Annotated in this window: 14 protein-coding genes and 1 pseudogene; 11 read left to right on the top strand and 4 right to left on the bottom strand. The window is 36.8% G+C overall.

Going from position 1 to position 16,013, the window contains the following annotated elements:
- The first annotated feature begins 60 nt into the window (after window positions 1–60).
- The 9 genes and pseudogenes from AC3B7A_RS03765 to AC3B7A_RS03725 all read left to right on the top strand — a co-directional run bounded on the left by AC3B7A_RS03765 (window position 61) and on the right by AC3B7A_RS03725 (window position 9,488).
- Window positions 61–1,005, top strand: coding sequence for an aldo/keto reductase (locus tag AC3B7A_RS03765; RefSeq protein ID WP_489756394.1), 945 nt, complete (start codon window positions 61–63; stop codon window positions 1,003–1,005).
- Window positions 1,006–1,503: 498 nt separating this feature from the next.
- Entirely contained in the window at window positions 1,504–2,883 is a 1,380-nt protein-coding gene (locus AC3B7A_RS03760; RefSeq protein WP_489756393.1) for a glycoside hydrolase family 1 protein, read from the top strand.
- Window positions 2,880–4,247: a PTS cellobiose transporter subunit IIC gene (celB, locus tag AC3B7A_RS03755; RefSeq protein WP_489756392.1), complete on the top strand. Its 1,368-nt coding sequence runs from the start codon at window positions 2,880–2,882 to the stop codon at window positions 4,245–4,247. Before AC3B7A_RS03760 ends, celB begins: the two co-directional genes overlap by 4 nt.
- A gap of 134 nt (window positions 4,248–4,381) precedes the next feature.
- Window positions 4,382–5,353: an amidohydrolase family protein gene (locus AC3B7A_RS03750; RefSeq protein ID WP_489756536.1), complete on the top strand. Its 972-nt coding sequence runs from the start codon at window positions 4,382–4,384 to the stop codon at window positions 5,351–5,353.
- Window positions 5,354–5,368: 15 nt separating this feature from the next.
- Complete coding sequence (locus tag AC3B7A_RS03745; RefSeq protein WP_489756391.1) at window positions 5,369–6,322, top strand: NAD(P)-dependent oxidoreductase; 954 nt, start codon at window positions 5,369–5,371, stop codon at window positions 6,320–6,322.
- A 111-nt stretch (window positions 6,323–6,433) separates the two neighbouring features.
- Window positions 6,434–6,962: pseudogene (locus tag AC3B7A_RS03740) on the top strand (methylated-DNA--[protein]-cysteine S-methyltransferase).
- Window positions 6,963–7,124: 162 nt separating this feature from the next.
- Window positions 7,125–8,495 carry an NAD-dependent succinate-semialdehyde dehydrogenase gene (locus AC3B7A_RS03735; RefSeq protein WP_489756390.1) on the top strand — a complete coding sequence of 457 codons (1,371 nt, stop codon included), beginning with the start codon at window positions 7,125–7,127 and terminating at the stop codon, window positions 8,493–8,495.
- A gap of 284 nt (window positions 8,496–8,779) precedes the next feature.
- On the top strand, window positions 8,780–9,151 hold the full coding sequence (locus tag AC3B7A_RS03730) for a TetR/AcrR family transcriptional regulator (RefSeq protein ID WP_489756389.1): 372 nt from the start codon (window positions 8,780–8,782) through the stop codon (window positions 9,149–9,151).
- On the top strand, window positions 9,135–9,488 hold the full coding sequence (locus AC3B7A_RS03725) for a hypothetical protein (RefSeq protein ID WP_489756388.1): 354 nt from the start codon (window positions 9,135–9,137) through the stop codon (window positions 9,486–9,488). The genes AC3B7A_RS03730 and AC3B7A_RS03725 overlap by 17 nt, the downstream gene beginning before the upstream one ends.
- A gap of 79 nt (window positions 9,489–9,567) precedes the next feature.
- Here AC3B7A_RS03725 and AC3B7A_RS03720 read toward each other — a convergent pair whose 3' ends face one another.
- The 4 genes from AC3B7A_RS03720 to menB all read right to left on the bottom strand — a co-directional run bounded on the left by AC3B7A_RS03720 (window position 9,568) and on the right by menB (window position 13,364).
- Window positions 9,568–9,981, bottom strand: coding sequence for an NUDIX hydrolase (locus AC3B7A_RS03720; RefSeq protein WP_489756387.1), 414 nt, complete (start codon window positions 9,979–9,981; stop codon window positions 9,568–9,570).
- A 17-nt stretch (window positions 9,982–9,998) separates the two neighbouring features.
- Window positions 9,999–10,529, bottom strand: a complete 531-nt coding sequence (locus AC3B7A_RS03715; RefSeq protein WP_489756386.1) for a DUF308 domain-containing protein — start codon at window positions 10,527–10,529, stop codon at window positions 9,999–10,001.
- Between the two features lie 48 nt (window positions 10,530–10,577).
- Window positions 10,578–11,999 (bottom strand): o-succinylbenzoate--CoA ligase, encoded by a 1,422-nt coding sequence (locus AC3B7A_RS03710; RefSeq protein ID WP_489756385.1) that lies wholly within the window; start codon window positions 11,997–11,999, stop codon window positions 10,578–10,580.
- Window positions 12,000–12,548: 549 nt separating this feature from the next.
- Window positions 12,549–13,364, bottom strand: coding sequence for a 1,4-dihydroxy-2-naphthoyl-CoA synthase (gene menB, locus AC3B7A_RS03705; RefSeq protein ID WP_489756384.1), 816 nt, complete (start codon window positions 13,362–13,364; stop codon window positions 12,549–12,551).
- Between the two features lie 30 nt (window positions 13,365–13,394).
- Here menB and AC3B7A_RS03700 point away from each other — a divergent pair, with 30 nt between their 5' ends.
- Both AC3B7A_RS03700 and AC3B7A_RS03695 read left to right on the top strand, forming a co-directional pair.
- On the top strand, window positions 13,395–13,775 hold the full coding sequence (locus AC3B7A_RS03700) for a PaaI family thioesterase (protein ID WP_489756383.1): 381 nt from the start codon (window positions 13,395–13,397) through the stop codon (window positions 13,773–13,775).
- Window positions 13,776–14,150: 375 nt separating this feature from the next.
- Window positions 14,151–15,875, top strand: a complete 1,725-nt coding sequence (locus AC3B7A_RS03695) for a pyruvate oxidase (protein WP_489756382.1) — start codon at window positions 14,151–14,153, stop codon at window positions 15,873–15,875.
- Window positions 15,876–16,013 lie beyond the last annotated feature (138 nt).

Genomic DNA, 16,013 nt, shown 5'->3' with positions numbered 1-16,013 from the left:
TACGTTAAAATGAAAACGTTTTATAATGATCGTTAGTCATTAATGAAAGGAGATTTTAAGATGGGTACAACAGTTAAAATTGGCAAAAGTGATGTGGAAACAATTAAGCTAGGATTAGGAGCTAACAAAGTTGGTGGGCACAATCTTTTTAAAGATTTGGATGAACAAGATGGTTATGATTTGTTACGCGAATCCATTGCTCAGGGAGTCAACTTTTTAGATACAGCTTTTGATTATGGTCGGGGTCGTTCTGAAGAAATTATTGGTGATGTTTTACAAGAATATGATCGCTCTAAAGTGATTGTGGCTGATAAAGCTGCTCAAGATCCACAAAAGAATTTTGCAATGAATAATACACCTCAATTCCTACGGGATGCTGTGGATAAGGCTTTAAAACGTTTAAAAACTGATTATATTGATATTTTTTATATTCATTTTCCAGATGAAACGACACCTAAAGATGAGGCAGTGGCTGCTTTAGTTGATTTGAAAAAAGCGGGTAAAATTCGAGCCATTGGAGTATCAAATTTTTCTTTAGATCAAATTAAAGAAGCTAATAAAGATAATCAGGTGGATATTGTCGAGGATCAATTTAGCTTAATTTATAAGAGTCCGGCTCAAGAAGAAATGCAATATCTCAAAGATCACCAAATTTCTTTTGTACCATATTTTCCTTTGGCTTCTGGCTTGTTAACAGGAAAATACACAACTGCTGACTGGGACAAATTCCATCATAGTGATGGTGGTAAATTATTGGAAGATTTAAATGAGCAAAAGTTTGATGATGCGATCAATGGTTTGGAAAAAGTACGCCAAATTGCCCAAGCTCATGAAGCAACGGTTACACAAGTGGTTTTGGCATGGTACATGGCTCATCCATTGGTTAGTGTCGTTATTCCGGGTGCTCGCAATGTCAAACAAGTTCAAGGTAATTCAGCTGCCTTAAAAATTAATTTAACTACTGATGAATTTCAAACAATTGATCAAGCTTTTTCAATGTTCTAAAGCAAAAGAGTTTGGCTAATAAGCTTAAGGCTCGTGTGCTAGTGTAAATTAAACGGACATTAATTTTTAAAGGTCAACAGTTTGTACCTAAGGGTCTTAAATTTTCAAAGTTCAGTTCGAACTTTATAATTTAATTCTGTTAGTGCGCAACTGTTAAATGACTTTTGTCTCAACTTCTATAACTAATAAGCGTTCAAAAATTTCCTAGTGAAATGATGAACGCTTATTTATATAGTTTGCAAGATGATTGCATCACTTGTAATAAACAGAAGTAATCAATCATTAAAAATGATACTCTTCTTGGACCTATTTTTTTGTATAAAAGCTTAAGGTGTTTAAATGAAATATTTTGTTAAGCTTTTTAATTGGCAAGAAACTGGTTTTCGGTTAAAATACATATTTGTTTTGTGAAAAATAACGCGTATTTGACAAGCAATGCGAAGGCTTTCATAATGCCTCATTGAGGAGTAAAAAATTGCTTAAAATTAAGGAGAAAAAATGTTAGATAAAGATTTTTTATGGGGAGCTTCACTGTCAGCCCATCAAACTGAAGGGGCAGCCAATGAAGATGGTAAGAAGCCATCTGTTCAAGATTGTCGAGCGCGTGATTCAAAGATTGCGGATTTTTCAGTTGCTAGTGATCACTATCATCGTTACGCTGAAGATATTGAGTTGATGGCTCAAATGGGTGCGAAAGCCATGCGTGTTTCTATTCCTTGGACACGCATCATCCCTGATGGCGTAGGACCAGTTAATCAAAAGGCTATTAAACATTATCGCGATGTTTTTGCAACAATGAAAAAGTTTCAGATTGAACCAATGGTTACGATGTATCATTTTGATTTGCCCCAAAGTTTGCAAGCTCAAGGTGGTTGGATTAATCGGCAAACAGTGACGGCTTTTGAAAAGTATGTACAGGTTTTATTGGAAAATTTTGGTGATCAAGTGCACTATTGGTTAACTATAAATGAACCCAACATTATGTTGCTAGCCGATCACAAGATTTTAGGCTTTACTTACAATCATCGAGAACGTTATCAGGCTTTTTATAACTTAATGATTGCCGAAAAAAAAGCTTTTTTCCTATGTCATAAATTAGTGCCACAAGCAAAAATTGGTCCTGTACCTAATATTTCTGATGTTTATCCTGGCAGTGCTGATCCAAAAGATATTCAAGCAGCTGAATATTTTAATGCCGTACGTAATTGGGCTTATTTAGACTTTTCCGTAAAGGGGCGCATTAATCCACGCTTTAAATCATATTTACACCAAACGGGCATTGATTTGGAAATTTTGCCAGAAGATCATACTTTGGTGACCGAGAACTTTCCGGACTTTTTGGGGATCAATTACTACACGAGTGTGACTGTTGAATATCCCAAAACGCACCAAGACCGACTCAGTGGCGTCAGCGATCAGCAATCAGAAGACGTCTATGAAGAAGGCTTTTATAAGGGCTTGACCAATCCGTATCTACAGAAAAATGATTTTAACTGGACAGTAGATCCCTTAGGTTTACAAACGACACTGGAAGTCATTAATGATCGCTATCAACTGCCAATTTATATTACTGAAAATGGCTTGGGGGCATATGATGAATTGACCAGTGATCACCAAATTCATGATCAATACCGTATTGATTACTTCAAACAACATATTTTAAGTGTGCAACAGGCTGTAGCAGCTGGAGTGCCGGTGAAAGGTTATTTACCGTGGTCGGCTATAGATTTAGTTAGTGTGCATGAAGGGATGAAAAAACGTTATGGTTTAATTTATGTCGATCGTACGGAGCAAGACTTAAAAACGCTGGCACGCTATCCCAAAGATAGTTATTTTTGGTATCAACAAGTGATCAAAGATGGAGGAATTAATGGATGAAAAAACTTCTAGATTTTTTCAATAAATACCTTTTCCCACCACTCAATAAAGTAGCCAATACCAAAATCATTCGGGCCATCATGGATGCCAGTTTGGCAGCGGTGCCCTTTACGATTGTGGCGTCTATCTTTCTAATTTTAAATAATTTGCCACAAATTTTCCCCTTTGCCGCTACTTTTTTCAAAAACACTATTATGAAGTTTAGTGGCTTTTACATGTTGGGGAATACCATGGCTTTGGGTTCCATTGCGCTCTATTACGCAGTTGCTTTAGGGTATTATTACATTGAACAATATCGCAAAGCTGGTGAAACTCAGCTTAATTCGTTTACCGGTGCTTTATTGTCATTATTTGCGTTTTTGTTAACCATTCCTAGTATCTCCTGGCAAAAAGGATCCGCTGTGGGCACAGATAAAGTGGTTGCCGCTCATAACTATCTAGCTGGTGGAGTATCCATGGTTAATGGCTGGTTGACTCGCTTTGGCGGCGTTGGAATTTTTATTGCGATTATTACGGGTGTTATTGCTGTGCAGCTGTACCGCTTGTGTGTCAATAAAAATGTCACCATTAAAATGCCCCAAGGGGTTCCGGAAGGTGTTAGTCGCTCCTTTGCCTCTTTGATTCCCGCTATTTTAGTGGCGGTGGTAATGATTGGTTTAGATATTATTTTAGGCTTAATGGGGACCGATTTACACCAACTATTATCTACACCATTTGGTTTTGTTAAAAACTTAACGGGTTCTTGGCTGGGAATGTTAGTAATTTTACTATTGATTCACTTATTGTGGGCCGTTGGTGTTCACGGGACGGCAATTATCAAGAATAGTTTTGTGAACCCCATTTTATTAGTAGCTTTAACCGAAAATATTAATGGTCAGCATAATATTTTTGCCGGTGATTTTATTAATATGTGGGTTTTCCTTGGCGGCGCTGGTGGAACTTTAGGGTTAGTAATTTTGATGTTGACACTCTCGAAATCAGCACAACTAAAAACTTTGGGTAAAACAGCAATTGTGCCCGCTTTATTTAATATTAATGAACCTGTTATTTTTGGCGCCCCAATTGTCTATAATCCCTATTTAATTATTCCATTTATCATTAATCCCCTGGTGCTGGCTTCAATTGCTTATGTAGCAATCAAATTACACTTTGTCACGTATGTGAATGCTTCCATCGCCTGGATTTTACCGGTAGGTGTGGGGGCGTTTATTGGTACGAGTGGTAGTTTGCTGGCGGCAGTAGTAGCGTTTTTAAATTTGTTGGTTTCAATAATAATTTATTATCCGTTTTTTAAAATGTATGATCGGAAATTATATCAAGCTGAACAAAAGTCTGTTAATCAAACTGTAACCAAGAACGCTTAGCAGTTAAATGATGAGGCTGGGACAATCTGAGCATTGTTTTCCAGCTTTTTTTGTCAATTGAAAAATTTTAGGATAGCCGAGTGCGGTTTAATCTATAATTAAAACTATAAATTGCAAAAGAAGGTAGCACAATGATGAAAAAAATTGATGCCCATTTACATTTGGTACGGTCTTTAGCCGGTTTAAATGGTAAAGGGCGGTTGACGCCTTTGGGTCAGGGACAGGCACTTTTTGATGATGGAACTTTGATTAAGTTAATTCCTGATGGTTGGGGCGATGATAATTTTTTAGCAGAAGCCGCGCTTAAAGTCATGGCGCAAAATAAAATAACTAAAGCTGTTTTATTACAGGGCAGTTTAAATGGTTACCAAAATTATTATTCCTATCAAATCGTTAAAAAGTATCCAGAGCGTTTTGTGGCTGCTTTTTCGGTTGACCCTTTCAGCGCTAATGCCCTGAAAATTGTGCGGCGGCATGTTGAAGAATTAGGCTTTCGTGCCTTGAAGTTAGAAATCAGTGCAGGTGGTGGCTTACACGGTTATCACCAACCTTTTCGATTAGATACCAATTTGTTGGTCGGACAAATTTTTCATTATTTGGCTGATTATCCCGGCTTTGTAGTTACAATTGATTATGGTGACGAAACACAAGTGAGCTATCAACCGGAAGCCATTGTTAATTTGGCCCAAAGATATCCGCAGTTCGACTTTGTGGTTTGTCATTTATCATTTCCTAATGCTGATCATTTGGAACGTTTAAAAAATGTTTTGCAACAATGGGCTCCATGGGAAAATATTGTGACTGATATTTCAGCCATTCAAGATATTGAAAAGGAAACAGTTTTACCATTTCCTCGTTGTCAACAAGATGTTCTTTTAGCTAAAGAGATTTTAGGCGCAAAACGAATCTTATGGGGCAGTGATGCTCCTTGGTCAGCAACTTTTAATGCTTATTATGATTTATCGACTTGGTTAGAAGCAACGGATATCTTTAAACCAGCAGAATTAGCAGATGTTATGTATAATAATGCACAAAGAATTTATTTTAAGGAAACCAATATTCAAGCCATGCGTATGGCAGTTGATCCGGTATTTTTAATCAAATGATAGGAGAATGTAATCATGGAAAAGATTAAAATTTTGGTGACCGGTACGATTCCGAAAGCCGGTTTACAAAAATTACGACAACAATTTAACGTGACGTATCAGCCTGAAATAACAACAAGAGCTTGGGTTTTAGAACATTTGTCCGCATATGATGGCTTGTTGTTGTCCGCAATGAAGGGTGATCGTGAATTAATTGATGCTGGCTCGAGGTTAAAAATTATTACCACAAACGGTGTCGGTTTTGATCATATAGATGTGGACTACGCCAAACAAAAAGGCATTGTAGTTACTAATTGTCCTATTGCTGTTTGCATGCCGACGGCAGAAATGACCTTAGCTTTAATCTTGACCACCGTGCGGCGGTTGCACTTTTACGATCATTCTTTGCGGCAAGGACAGTGGTTAGACGTATCTCAGCCTGAAAACATGGGAATGAGTTTGCAGAATAAAACGCTCGGTGTTTATGGTTTGGGCAGAATTGGTCGCCAAGTGGCACAATTGGCTCAAGTTTTGGGGATGAAAGTTATTTACCACAATTCGCACCGTTTGCATCCGAATATAGAAAAGCAACTGGCCGTCCAATATGTCGATTTTGAAACACTACTCCAAAAAAGTGATGTCCTTACTTTACACGCACCAGCAACACCGAAAACTCAAGGCATTTTTGACCAGTCAGCCTTTACTCAAATGAAAAACACTGCTTATTTAATTAACGCTGCTCGAGGTACGTTGGTCAAGCAGGATGATTTAATCACTGCTCTAAAAACCAAACAAATTGCAGGAGCTGGACTAGATGTTTTTGCAACGGAACCGCAGGTACCTCAGGAATTACTGGCTCTGGATAATGTGGTTTTGAGCCCCCATGCAGGCACCGGCACCATTGAAGCTCGGACAGCAATGGCTCAAGAAGCGGCTAATAATTTACTGGATTATTTCCAAAAGCAAGTAGCGCCCAATCAAGTTAATTAAGAGGGTCTAAATGGCTAATAATGACTGAATGTCCGGAAGTTAAAATTTGTTAAATAATTGGTTGAGATATCTTTATGGTCATAATGCTCAGGAAAATGAAAGGAATGGATAATGCTTTACAAAGCAGATTATGTCTCGCCTTTGGGAAAAGTTATTTTATTAAGTGATACTAAGCATTTGTTAGGGGTATGGTTTCAAGGTCAAAAATACTTTGGTGCAAACTATGATTTACCAAAAAGTCAAACTTTAATTAGCCAACCAATTAGTTTTGCTCTGGAATGGTTAAAACAATATTTCTCTGGACAAAATCCAACGATTGCAGTGCCGTTAAAATTAACAGGAACACCTTTTCGTCGCCAAGTTTTAACGCAATTACAACACGTTGCATACGGACAAACGATTACTTATCGTGAATTGTCCGATCGTTTGCAAGCTGGTTTAGCTGTTAAAAAGAATAAGGCACGTGTGATTGGTAATGCCTGTCGCACACAATCCAATTAGTTTAATTATTCCTTGTCATCGTGTGGTAGGCAGTAACGGTTCATTAACTGGTTATGCTGGAGGAATTGAGCGTAAACGCTATTTATTAACATTAGAGCAGCAAGTAAGTAAGTTTGATGTCAGCCATAAGCCGGGTTAACAATAATGGAGCGAAATAATTCAGAATCATTCAAGCTTTCTTATCAAAAGTAATTAAATAATTTATAAAAATCTGATTTCAAAAAAATACGAAAGATTCGCTGTTATGTAGAGATAGTATTATAATAAAATTGTGAAACCAGCAAAGGAGGGTTATATCATTATGGCATATCAAACGATTTATCCGTATACAGGTAAATTATTGGAAACATATGAGGATGCAACAGTCGAAGACTTAGACGCTGCTTTAGCGACAGGACATCAACTGTATCAAACTTGGCGGCAGCAACCAGTTTCTGAACGCGCGCAAATTTTACACCAAATTTCGAAAGCGCTAACAAAAAATAAAACTGAGTTGGCTAAAACGATGACTTATGATATGGGTAAGCTGTTGACAGAAGCTCAGGGGGAAGTTGAATTATGTGCCGCTATTGCCGAATACTATGCACAAAACGGTGAGAATTTAATGAAGTCAGTGCCGTTGAAATCACCTGCAGGTCAGGCTTATTACCTTAAACAAGCCACCGGAATAATTGTAGCAGTTGAACCTTGGAATTTTCCATTATACCAGGTGGTACGGGTATTTTCCCCCAACTTTATTGTTGGTAATCCTATGATTTTAAAACATGCTTCGATTTGTCCGACGTCGGCACAAAAACTTACTGATTTAATTTTGGAAGCCGGAGCTCCCAAAGGTGCTTTAACAAATCTCTTTATGAGTTATGATTTAGTTGCACAAGCCATTCATGATTCGCGAGTTGCTGGGGTTTGTTTGACTGGCTCAGAACGTGGTGGTGCAGCAGTAGCTAAAGAAGCTGGTGCAGCACTGAAAAAATCCACCTTGGAGTTGGGCGGTAATGATGCGTTTATTATTTTGAGTGATGCAGATGATGCTCAACTTCAAAAGATTGCCCCAGATGCGCGGCTGTATAATGCTGGTCAAGTCTGTACTTCCTCGAAACGCTTTATTGTCATGGCAGATAAGTATGATGATTTTGTGGATATGATGAAAAAAGCTTTTGCTAACGCTAAAATAGGTGATCCCATGGATCCGACAACGGTCGTGGCACCACTGAGTTCTAAGAGCGCTCAAGAAAAATTACAAAAGCAAGTTGACACCGCCATCGAACATGGTGCGCAATTGGTTTATGGCAATGAACCAATTGATAGTCCCGGATTTTTTTTCCAGCCTACAATTTTAACCGGCATTACTAAGGATAACCCTATTTATAATCAAGAGTTGTTTGGTCCAGTAGCTTCTATCTATAAAGTTAATTCGGAACAAGAAGCCATTGATTTGGCTAATGATTCTAGTTATGGTTTAGGCAATACAGTTTTTTCTAGTGATGTGAAACACGCCAAAGCTGTAGCAGCGAAGATTGAAACTGGAATGTCATTTATCAATTCTAGTTGGATTTCGCTACCCGAATTACCTTTTGGGGGTGTAAAAAATTCTGGCTATGGTCGGGAATTAAGTGGTTTAGGTTTAAATGCGTTTGTGAATGAGCATTTAGTGTTTGAGCCTAATCATTAGCCCAAAATTTAGTTCAGCTTAAGAAGAAAAATGAGGTTGGGACAATCAGATTAAAGTTCGTATTCTATTGCCAATTAAACGAACTTTAATTTGTTATTGCGTTTTAAAAGTCAACAGTTTGTGCCGAACAAAATTGAATTTCACAGTCAAGTTCAGACTTTAAAATTTAATGCTGTTTAGTGCTCAACTGGTAACCGACTTTTGACCCAGCCTCATTTTTTTGATTTTATATTTGACTGATTAGTCAAATATTAGCTATAATCGTCTTGAAAGGAGATAGTTACATGGGTAGAAGAAAAAAATTTGATCAAAATCAAATCGTTTTTATCATGAGCAAGACTTTTGCTACCAACGGTTATCAAGCCACTTCTGTAGATGATTTGGTGCAAGCAACGGGACTTTTGCGTGGCAGTTTGTATGGAACTTTTGGTAGTAAATTAAAAATGTTTATCATTTCCCTTAGTCAAAGTCTAGAAACGGATAATCAATTTAAGTGGGATTTATTATTAGTAGCGTTGTTAGAAGTGACAAGCCATAGTCTAGTAGTTCAAGAAATGGTTCAACAATGGTACCAAGAAAATGAGCACGTAACTGCTATTTTGGGGCAAAAATTGTTAGCGCATGGAGGTATCACAGAAAATGAAAGCGGAAAATAAAATTCAAATAAGTAATAATCAATTAATTATCAGACCACAAGGAAGATTTCGCCTTTACAGCTTTAAAAAAGTTTTGGCAATTCCTTTACAACATGTGTTAGGAGCAACCATTGATGATGGAATTATTAAAGGTTTTTTAGGATTAAAAAATCCAGGACTCCATTCGCCTAATTATTTGTGCGGGACGTTTGTTAAATCTGGGGAGCGCTGCTTTTTTAACTTGAACAAAAACCATTTACCAATTGTGATTCAATTACAAAATGAGCCTTACATTAGATTGATTCTTGGAGCTGATGATCCGCAAACGATTGTAGATCTAATTAATAACTCTATTTAGTTAAAAAATAAGGCCGGAACATTCAAATTGGCGCTTGATTGCTAATAAAATTTGGTTCCAACCGCATTTAATTTTAAAATTATAGCCAAAGAGTTTGGCTTGCTTGAAGAATTTGTTTGGTCTGAAAATAAGAAAACATTGTGGCAAATTCCGGGGAAAACGGCACAGTTTTTAAATCAGCAATGAATTGAAGACCCTTAATTTTGGCTGGTTCATTTAAACTGACAATTCCGTGCGCTTGATTAGCAAAGTAAAATGATCCTTTACAGGCGACATTGTCAAAAATCATGGTTTCTTGATAGATTAAGTTTAATTTGGTGACAGTTAAAGCCGTCTCTTCTTGGACTTCTCTGATAGCGCACGCTAGAGGGGATTCGTTTAACTCCTGTTTGCCACCTGGAAAATTCCAAATTTGTGGTCGTTTTTTATCTTTGATAATTAAAAAATTACCATCCAAATCTGTTATTAAAACCCGCGAAAAAGCCTTTTCCATTGATAAATCTCCAGTTTCTAATGCCGATAAAATCTGGTATTAATAAATTCAATAATTGCTAAGGAAAATAAGCCACCGCCCAGTAATCGAAAGAAAAAACGTAACATATCAAAAGGATTAAAAACTAACGCAATACCAAACAGAATTAACAAAAGTGAATAACAGTAGTCTAACCAAGGTGTTACATTGATGTATTTGCGGTTACTGCGCGCATTGAAGAATTGATTTACGCCGTTGATTAATAAAACAATACCTAAGATAACGGGTAATAACGGTAATAATAAATGGGCAATTGGAAAAATTAAAATAGCTAAGATAAAAGAAATAACTGCGGTGGTATAAGGACTGTTGTTATCACTGTGATTTTTAGATAAAAGCCAGCCATCATGAACCGCGATTAGGCTTAAACCAATTAAATAGGCAGAGATTAAATATAAGATGGCATTAAAGCTTTTATCAGGATTAATAAAAATAATAATTCCAGCTAGTGCTAAAAAGATAATGCGCAACCAACGATACCAGTTAAATTGGCGATAATATTGTTTCATAAGAATGTTCCTCCAAGTTCTAACTCAGTTCATGATAGATGAAAAAATTTATGAAAGCAATTTAAATTTGAGTTGATCAAGGCCATGGTGAGTGATCTTGCCACTAGCGGTTTTAGGTAAAGCTTTAACTTGGCGAAATTCCACCGGAACTTTATAATGTGCTAAATTTTGACGGCCATAGTTTCTTAATTGTTGGTTCGTCATCGGTGTAGAACTGACTAAGTAGGCAATGGGAACAGCGCCCCAATGTTGATTTGGTTGAGCAGTAACACAGATAGCAGTGATTTGTGGTAATTGTTGGTAAATATTCTCAATTTCAGCTGGGAAAATATTTTCTCCTCCAGAAACAAACATATCGTCCAAACGGCCTTGAATAAACAAAAAGTTGTCCGAATCTAAATAACCCACGTCCCCCGTTTTAAACCAACCATCAGTAGTTAATTTTTGTTGGAACAATGTAGCTTGTTGCCAATAACCAGGAGTTAAGGCGGGCGATTTAAGCTGAATTTCTCCGTTAGTAGCAATTCTAATTTGATTAGTAAATAATGCTTGCCCGCAAGAACCTAGTTTTCGTTTGGCATCAGGGGGATTTAACGCTACAACATTAGAGCAAGTTTCTGTCATGCCATAAGATTGGACGACAGGAATATTTTGTTGTTGACAAGTAGTTAAGGTGGTTTGATCAATTGGTGCTCCACCTAAAAACATTAACCGAAAGTCGTTATTGTAGGCTTTAGTTTTGACGTGTAATAATTCTTGTAACATAGTAGGTACTACTGACATAATGGTAATCGGCTGTTGTTGTAGTAGCTGATCACATTCTAAGGCATTAAATTTTGCTGTTAAATAAAGCGGAATGCCATAGATTAATGAACGTAAAAGAATTGAAAAACCTGAAATGTGAAATAAAGGGACTACGCACAGCCAACAATCTTTGGCCGTGACCTGAAAATTGAGGAGCGTATTCATTGCGGAAGCCCAGTGATTTTCATAGGTTTGTAAAACACCCTTGGGTTGACCAGTAGTTCCGGAAGTATACATAAGACTAGCAACGTCTTGCGGATGAATTTCGAGATGTGGGTAAGTCGTGGAGGTTAACTGTTCTAAAGTTTTTGGCGTAATGATTTGAATTGAATCTTGTGTCAAGGACAAAGATGTTTGATCACACAAACAAAAACGAACTTGAGCATCAAGTAATTGGTGGGTCAATTCAGAACTTGATAAACGAATATTACAAAAAACAATAGTCGCATTTAATTGCTGTAATGCTAGAATGTTTAGATAGGTATCTAGCGTATTATGCCCAAATAAACCAACGTGTTCTTGGGGCAGGATTTGTAAAGTGGCTAATTTTTGAGCCCGTATTTGAACTAAAGACTGAACTTGTTGAAAAGAATAACGTTGATCTTGATAGTATAAGGCAGTTTGTTGGGGCGATAATTGCACCCGCTTGGTTAACCAATTTTGCATGAAAACTCCTTTTGATTGAAAAAAAGTAAAGTTAAAAAAGAGGTTGAAATATTCACAAATTATTGAGAAGTTGAAACTAATCACGTTAAATTACAGATTGTTACTAGATTCAAAATTCAAATATTTGCTTTTATTCATCCCCTCTCTAATTCTTTACTTAGATTGGAAAGTTACAATATCTGTATGGTCACAAAAGCAACAACTTGCGTCTAACTACGATTAACCTTTCAAGTTAAAGACCAACTTAAAAGGTTAATCTAGGTTATACTCGGTTGTTATTTGCTTTTGTTCACAGCTTGATTTAATTGCGCTCCAAGAAACAAAAGTTTGCGCCTAACTACAACTGACAACTAAGCCAAGTGCAGGCTTAATCATCAGTTTAGGTTAGTGCTCAACTTTTAAGCGTTTCTTGTCGCAGCTTGAAAATTGCGTTCACAAGACCAGAAGCAATCATCTAACTACGTCTAAGAACTTAAGTTAAAACCAACTTAAGCCCTCAGTCTAGGTTAGCTTCTTGCTTCTAAGCGGTCTTGTTCACAGCTTGTAAATTTAAGGGAACTTTGGAAATTTATCAAAATCGGGTTCGCGTTTTTCTAAGAAAGCGTCACGTCCTTCTTTACCTTCGTCAGTTTCATAAAACAGCATAGTGGAATCACCTGCAATTTGTTGTAAACCTGCTAAACCGTCTGTATCAGCGTTCATAGCGGCTTTAATAAAGCGAATAGCTGTTGGTGATTTCTTAAGAATTTCGTGACACCAAGCTAAAGTCTCAGTTTCGACATCTTTTAATGGAACTACTTTATTAATCCAACCCATTTCGTAAGCTTCCTGGGCACTATAAGGTTTGCATAAGAACCAAACTTCTTTAGCACGTTTATGACCAATCACTCGAGCTAAATAAGCTGAGCCGTAACCAGCGTCAAAGCTACCGACTTTCGGGCCGGTTTGCATGAATTGAGCATTATCAGCAGCAATGGTTAAATCACAAACTAATTGTAAAATATTACCACCGCCAACAGACCAGCCTTTAACCATGGCAATTACGGGCTTAGGAATGATGCGAATTAAATGTTGTAAATCTAGTACGTTTAAACGAGCAACTTTGTCTTTGCCAACATAGCCGCCATTACCGCGAACTTTTTGATCACCACCAGAACAAAAGGCTAAGTCACCTTGACCTGTTAAAATAATGGCACCGATGCTAGCGTCATCACGACAATAAGTAAAGGCTTCGATCATTTCTTGAATAGTATCAGGAGTAAAAGCATTACGGACTTGTGGCCGATTGATTGTGATTTTAGCAATTTTATCTTGCCGTTCAAATAAAATTTCCGAATAAGTTTTAATTGTTTGCCAGTTAGTCATAAAAAATTTTCCTTTCTGGAGTTGATAATCATGGATTTGATAGAATTATTGGGGATTAAAACCCTGAAACAAACTAAGAATTGTGTACTCTTAAATTTAACAATTACTGACCATGTTCTGCAACCATACGGTCAATTACATGGTGGAATTAACAGCGTTTTAGCGGAAACAGCTGCCAGTTTAGGTGCTAATCTGAACTTATCAGCTTACCAAGTTGCAGTTGGTACCCAAATTCAAACTAATCATTTGCGCGCAGTTAATCACGGTCAACTTTATGTTGAAGCAACACCTATTAAAATTGGTCGAACGTTACAAGTTTGGCAAGCACGCACTTATCAAACAACGAAACAACAACCAACCAGTTTTAGTATCGTTACATTAACAGCTGTAAAAAAATCTACTAAATCATAAATATCTTAGCATATCCATAAGCTTTGACCAAGATTGGGGATCATTGAGCTGAAATTTAAAAATTAAAAGTAGTTAAGATTTAAAATTATAATCGTTCAATTTGCGCTCAATTTTTGCGTAAAATCCCTCAAAAATTTAACTTACGATAAGCTACTGCTTTATTGTTAATTAAGCAAATTATTCGATTCGAGGCATAAAAATTGCTAAACTAAAATTAGGATTGTAGCAGTTTTCACAAATTCATGTGAAAAATTAATTTTATGCCTAATTTATCGGGATAAGTTATTTAACTTTCGTTTGTGATTAATTCGTGGTAGAGTAGACTATTGTAATTTCAAGATGTAGCAAGTTTTAAATCGGAGATGGAGAGATACTATGAAAATTAATGCTGCCGATAAAATGGTCCAAGTAATGCAAGCTTGGGGCATTGATAATGTTTATGGTTTACCAGGTGATTCAGTTGATACAACAATTGAAGCCTTGTATCGCAAGCGCGATCAAATTAAGTTTACACAAGTCCGTCATGAAGAAGTAGCTGCTTTAGCTGCTTCATCTCATGCTAAATTAACTGGTCAAGTTAGTGTTTGTTTGTCAATTGGTGGCCCAGGTGCAATTCATATGTTAAATGGTTTGTATGATGCCAAAATGGATCATGCTCCTGTTGTAGCTATTTTGGGTCAAATTCAATCTCATTTATTAAATACAGGCTTTTTCCAAGAAGTCAATACGCCACAATTATTTGAAGATGTGGCCGTTTATAATCGCTTAGTTACTAATCCAGAAACTTTGCCTGCTGTGATGGATGAAGCTATTCGGGCTGCTTATACCCATAAAGGTGTCGCCGTCCTAACAATTCCTGATGATGTTCCTGATCATAAAATTGCGGATACTTTTAAACCAACTGCTAATCAATTTCATTTGGAAGCACCACGAGCTGACGTTAAAGAAATTGATCAAGCTTTAGCGATGATCAAAAAGGCTAAAAATCCGGTTGCTTTAATTGGCGTTGGTGCTAAAGATGCTCAAGAACAAGCTAAAGAATTTGTGGAACGTTATTCGATTCCGTTTATCCAAACCATGCCAGCTAAGGGAACAATTGATGATGACCATCCAAATGCGTTAGGTCAAATTGGTAAGTTAGGAACGAAGCCAGCTTATGAGGCAATGTTCAATGCAGATTTGTTGATGTTAATTGGTACTGATTATCCATATGCACCTTATATCAACCAAAAAATTCCAACTATTCAAATTGATAATGATCCAAGTAAAATTGGTCACCGTCATAATATTGACTTGGCGATCGTGGCTGACACCAAAGATGCTTTGAATTTGTTAAATACACGTGGTGAAGTTATTGCACAACGGCCATTTTTGAAAGCTTGTCAAAAGAATATGCAAACTTGGCGTTCATGGATGCAAGATGTGAAATCTAAAAAACATACTGGAGTTTTACCTTCTAAGATGTTTGCTAAAATGAGTGAAGTTGCTCCGGCTAATACTGTATGGTCAGTTGATGTTGGAACCTCAACTTCTTTTGGTGCACGGTTTGTTGATGTTAAATCAACGCAAAAATATACGATTTCTGCTTGGTTAGGCACCATGGGTTGTGCGTTGCCAGGTTCTATTGCTTCCAAAATTGCGATGCCTCAACGCCCAACTTATGCAATTTGTGGTGATGGTGCTTTTGCAATGGTCATGCAAGATTTTGTGACGGCTGTTAAATATGATTTACCAATGGTCGTTGTTGTTTTAAATAATCATATGTTAGCTTTTATTGAATATGAACAACAATCCGCAGGTCAACAAAATTATGGCATTGATTTAGCAGATATTGACTTTGCTAAATTTGCTGAAGCTTGTGGCGGTATTGGCATCAATGTTACTAATGATGAAGAATTTGCACAAGCAATGGAACAATACAAAAATCCGACAAAGCCAGTTTTAATTAATGCGGCAGTTTATGATGAAGCTCCATTACCAGGTAAGATTATCAAAGATGAAGCAGAAGGTTATTTGAAGTTTGGTTTTGAATATTTTAAAGATAAATTCCAAATTCCAAAGATGCCGCCATTGCGCGAAATCATTCGGCAATTTTTGTAAAATATAGTTTTATAAAGAGGTTGGGATAAAAGCTCCAATCTTTATTAAAAAATCCTAGATATTTTTCTTCGGTAGAAAACATATCCAGGATTTTGTTATATAAGGTAAAAATAAGGTCTCTATAATATTAAGTGCTGA

It is taken from the genome of Bombilactobacillus sp. ESL1202 (genome assembly GCF_058107125.1).
This window is presented reverse-complemented; position numbering and strand designations above follow the sequence as displayed.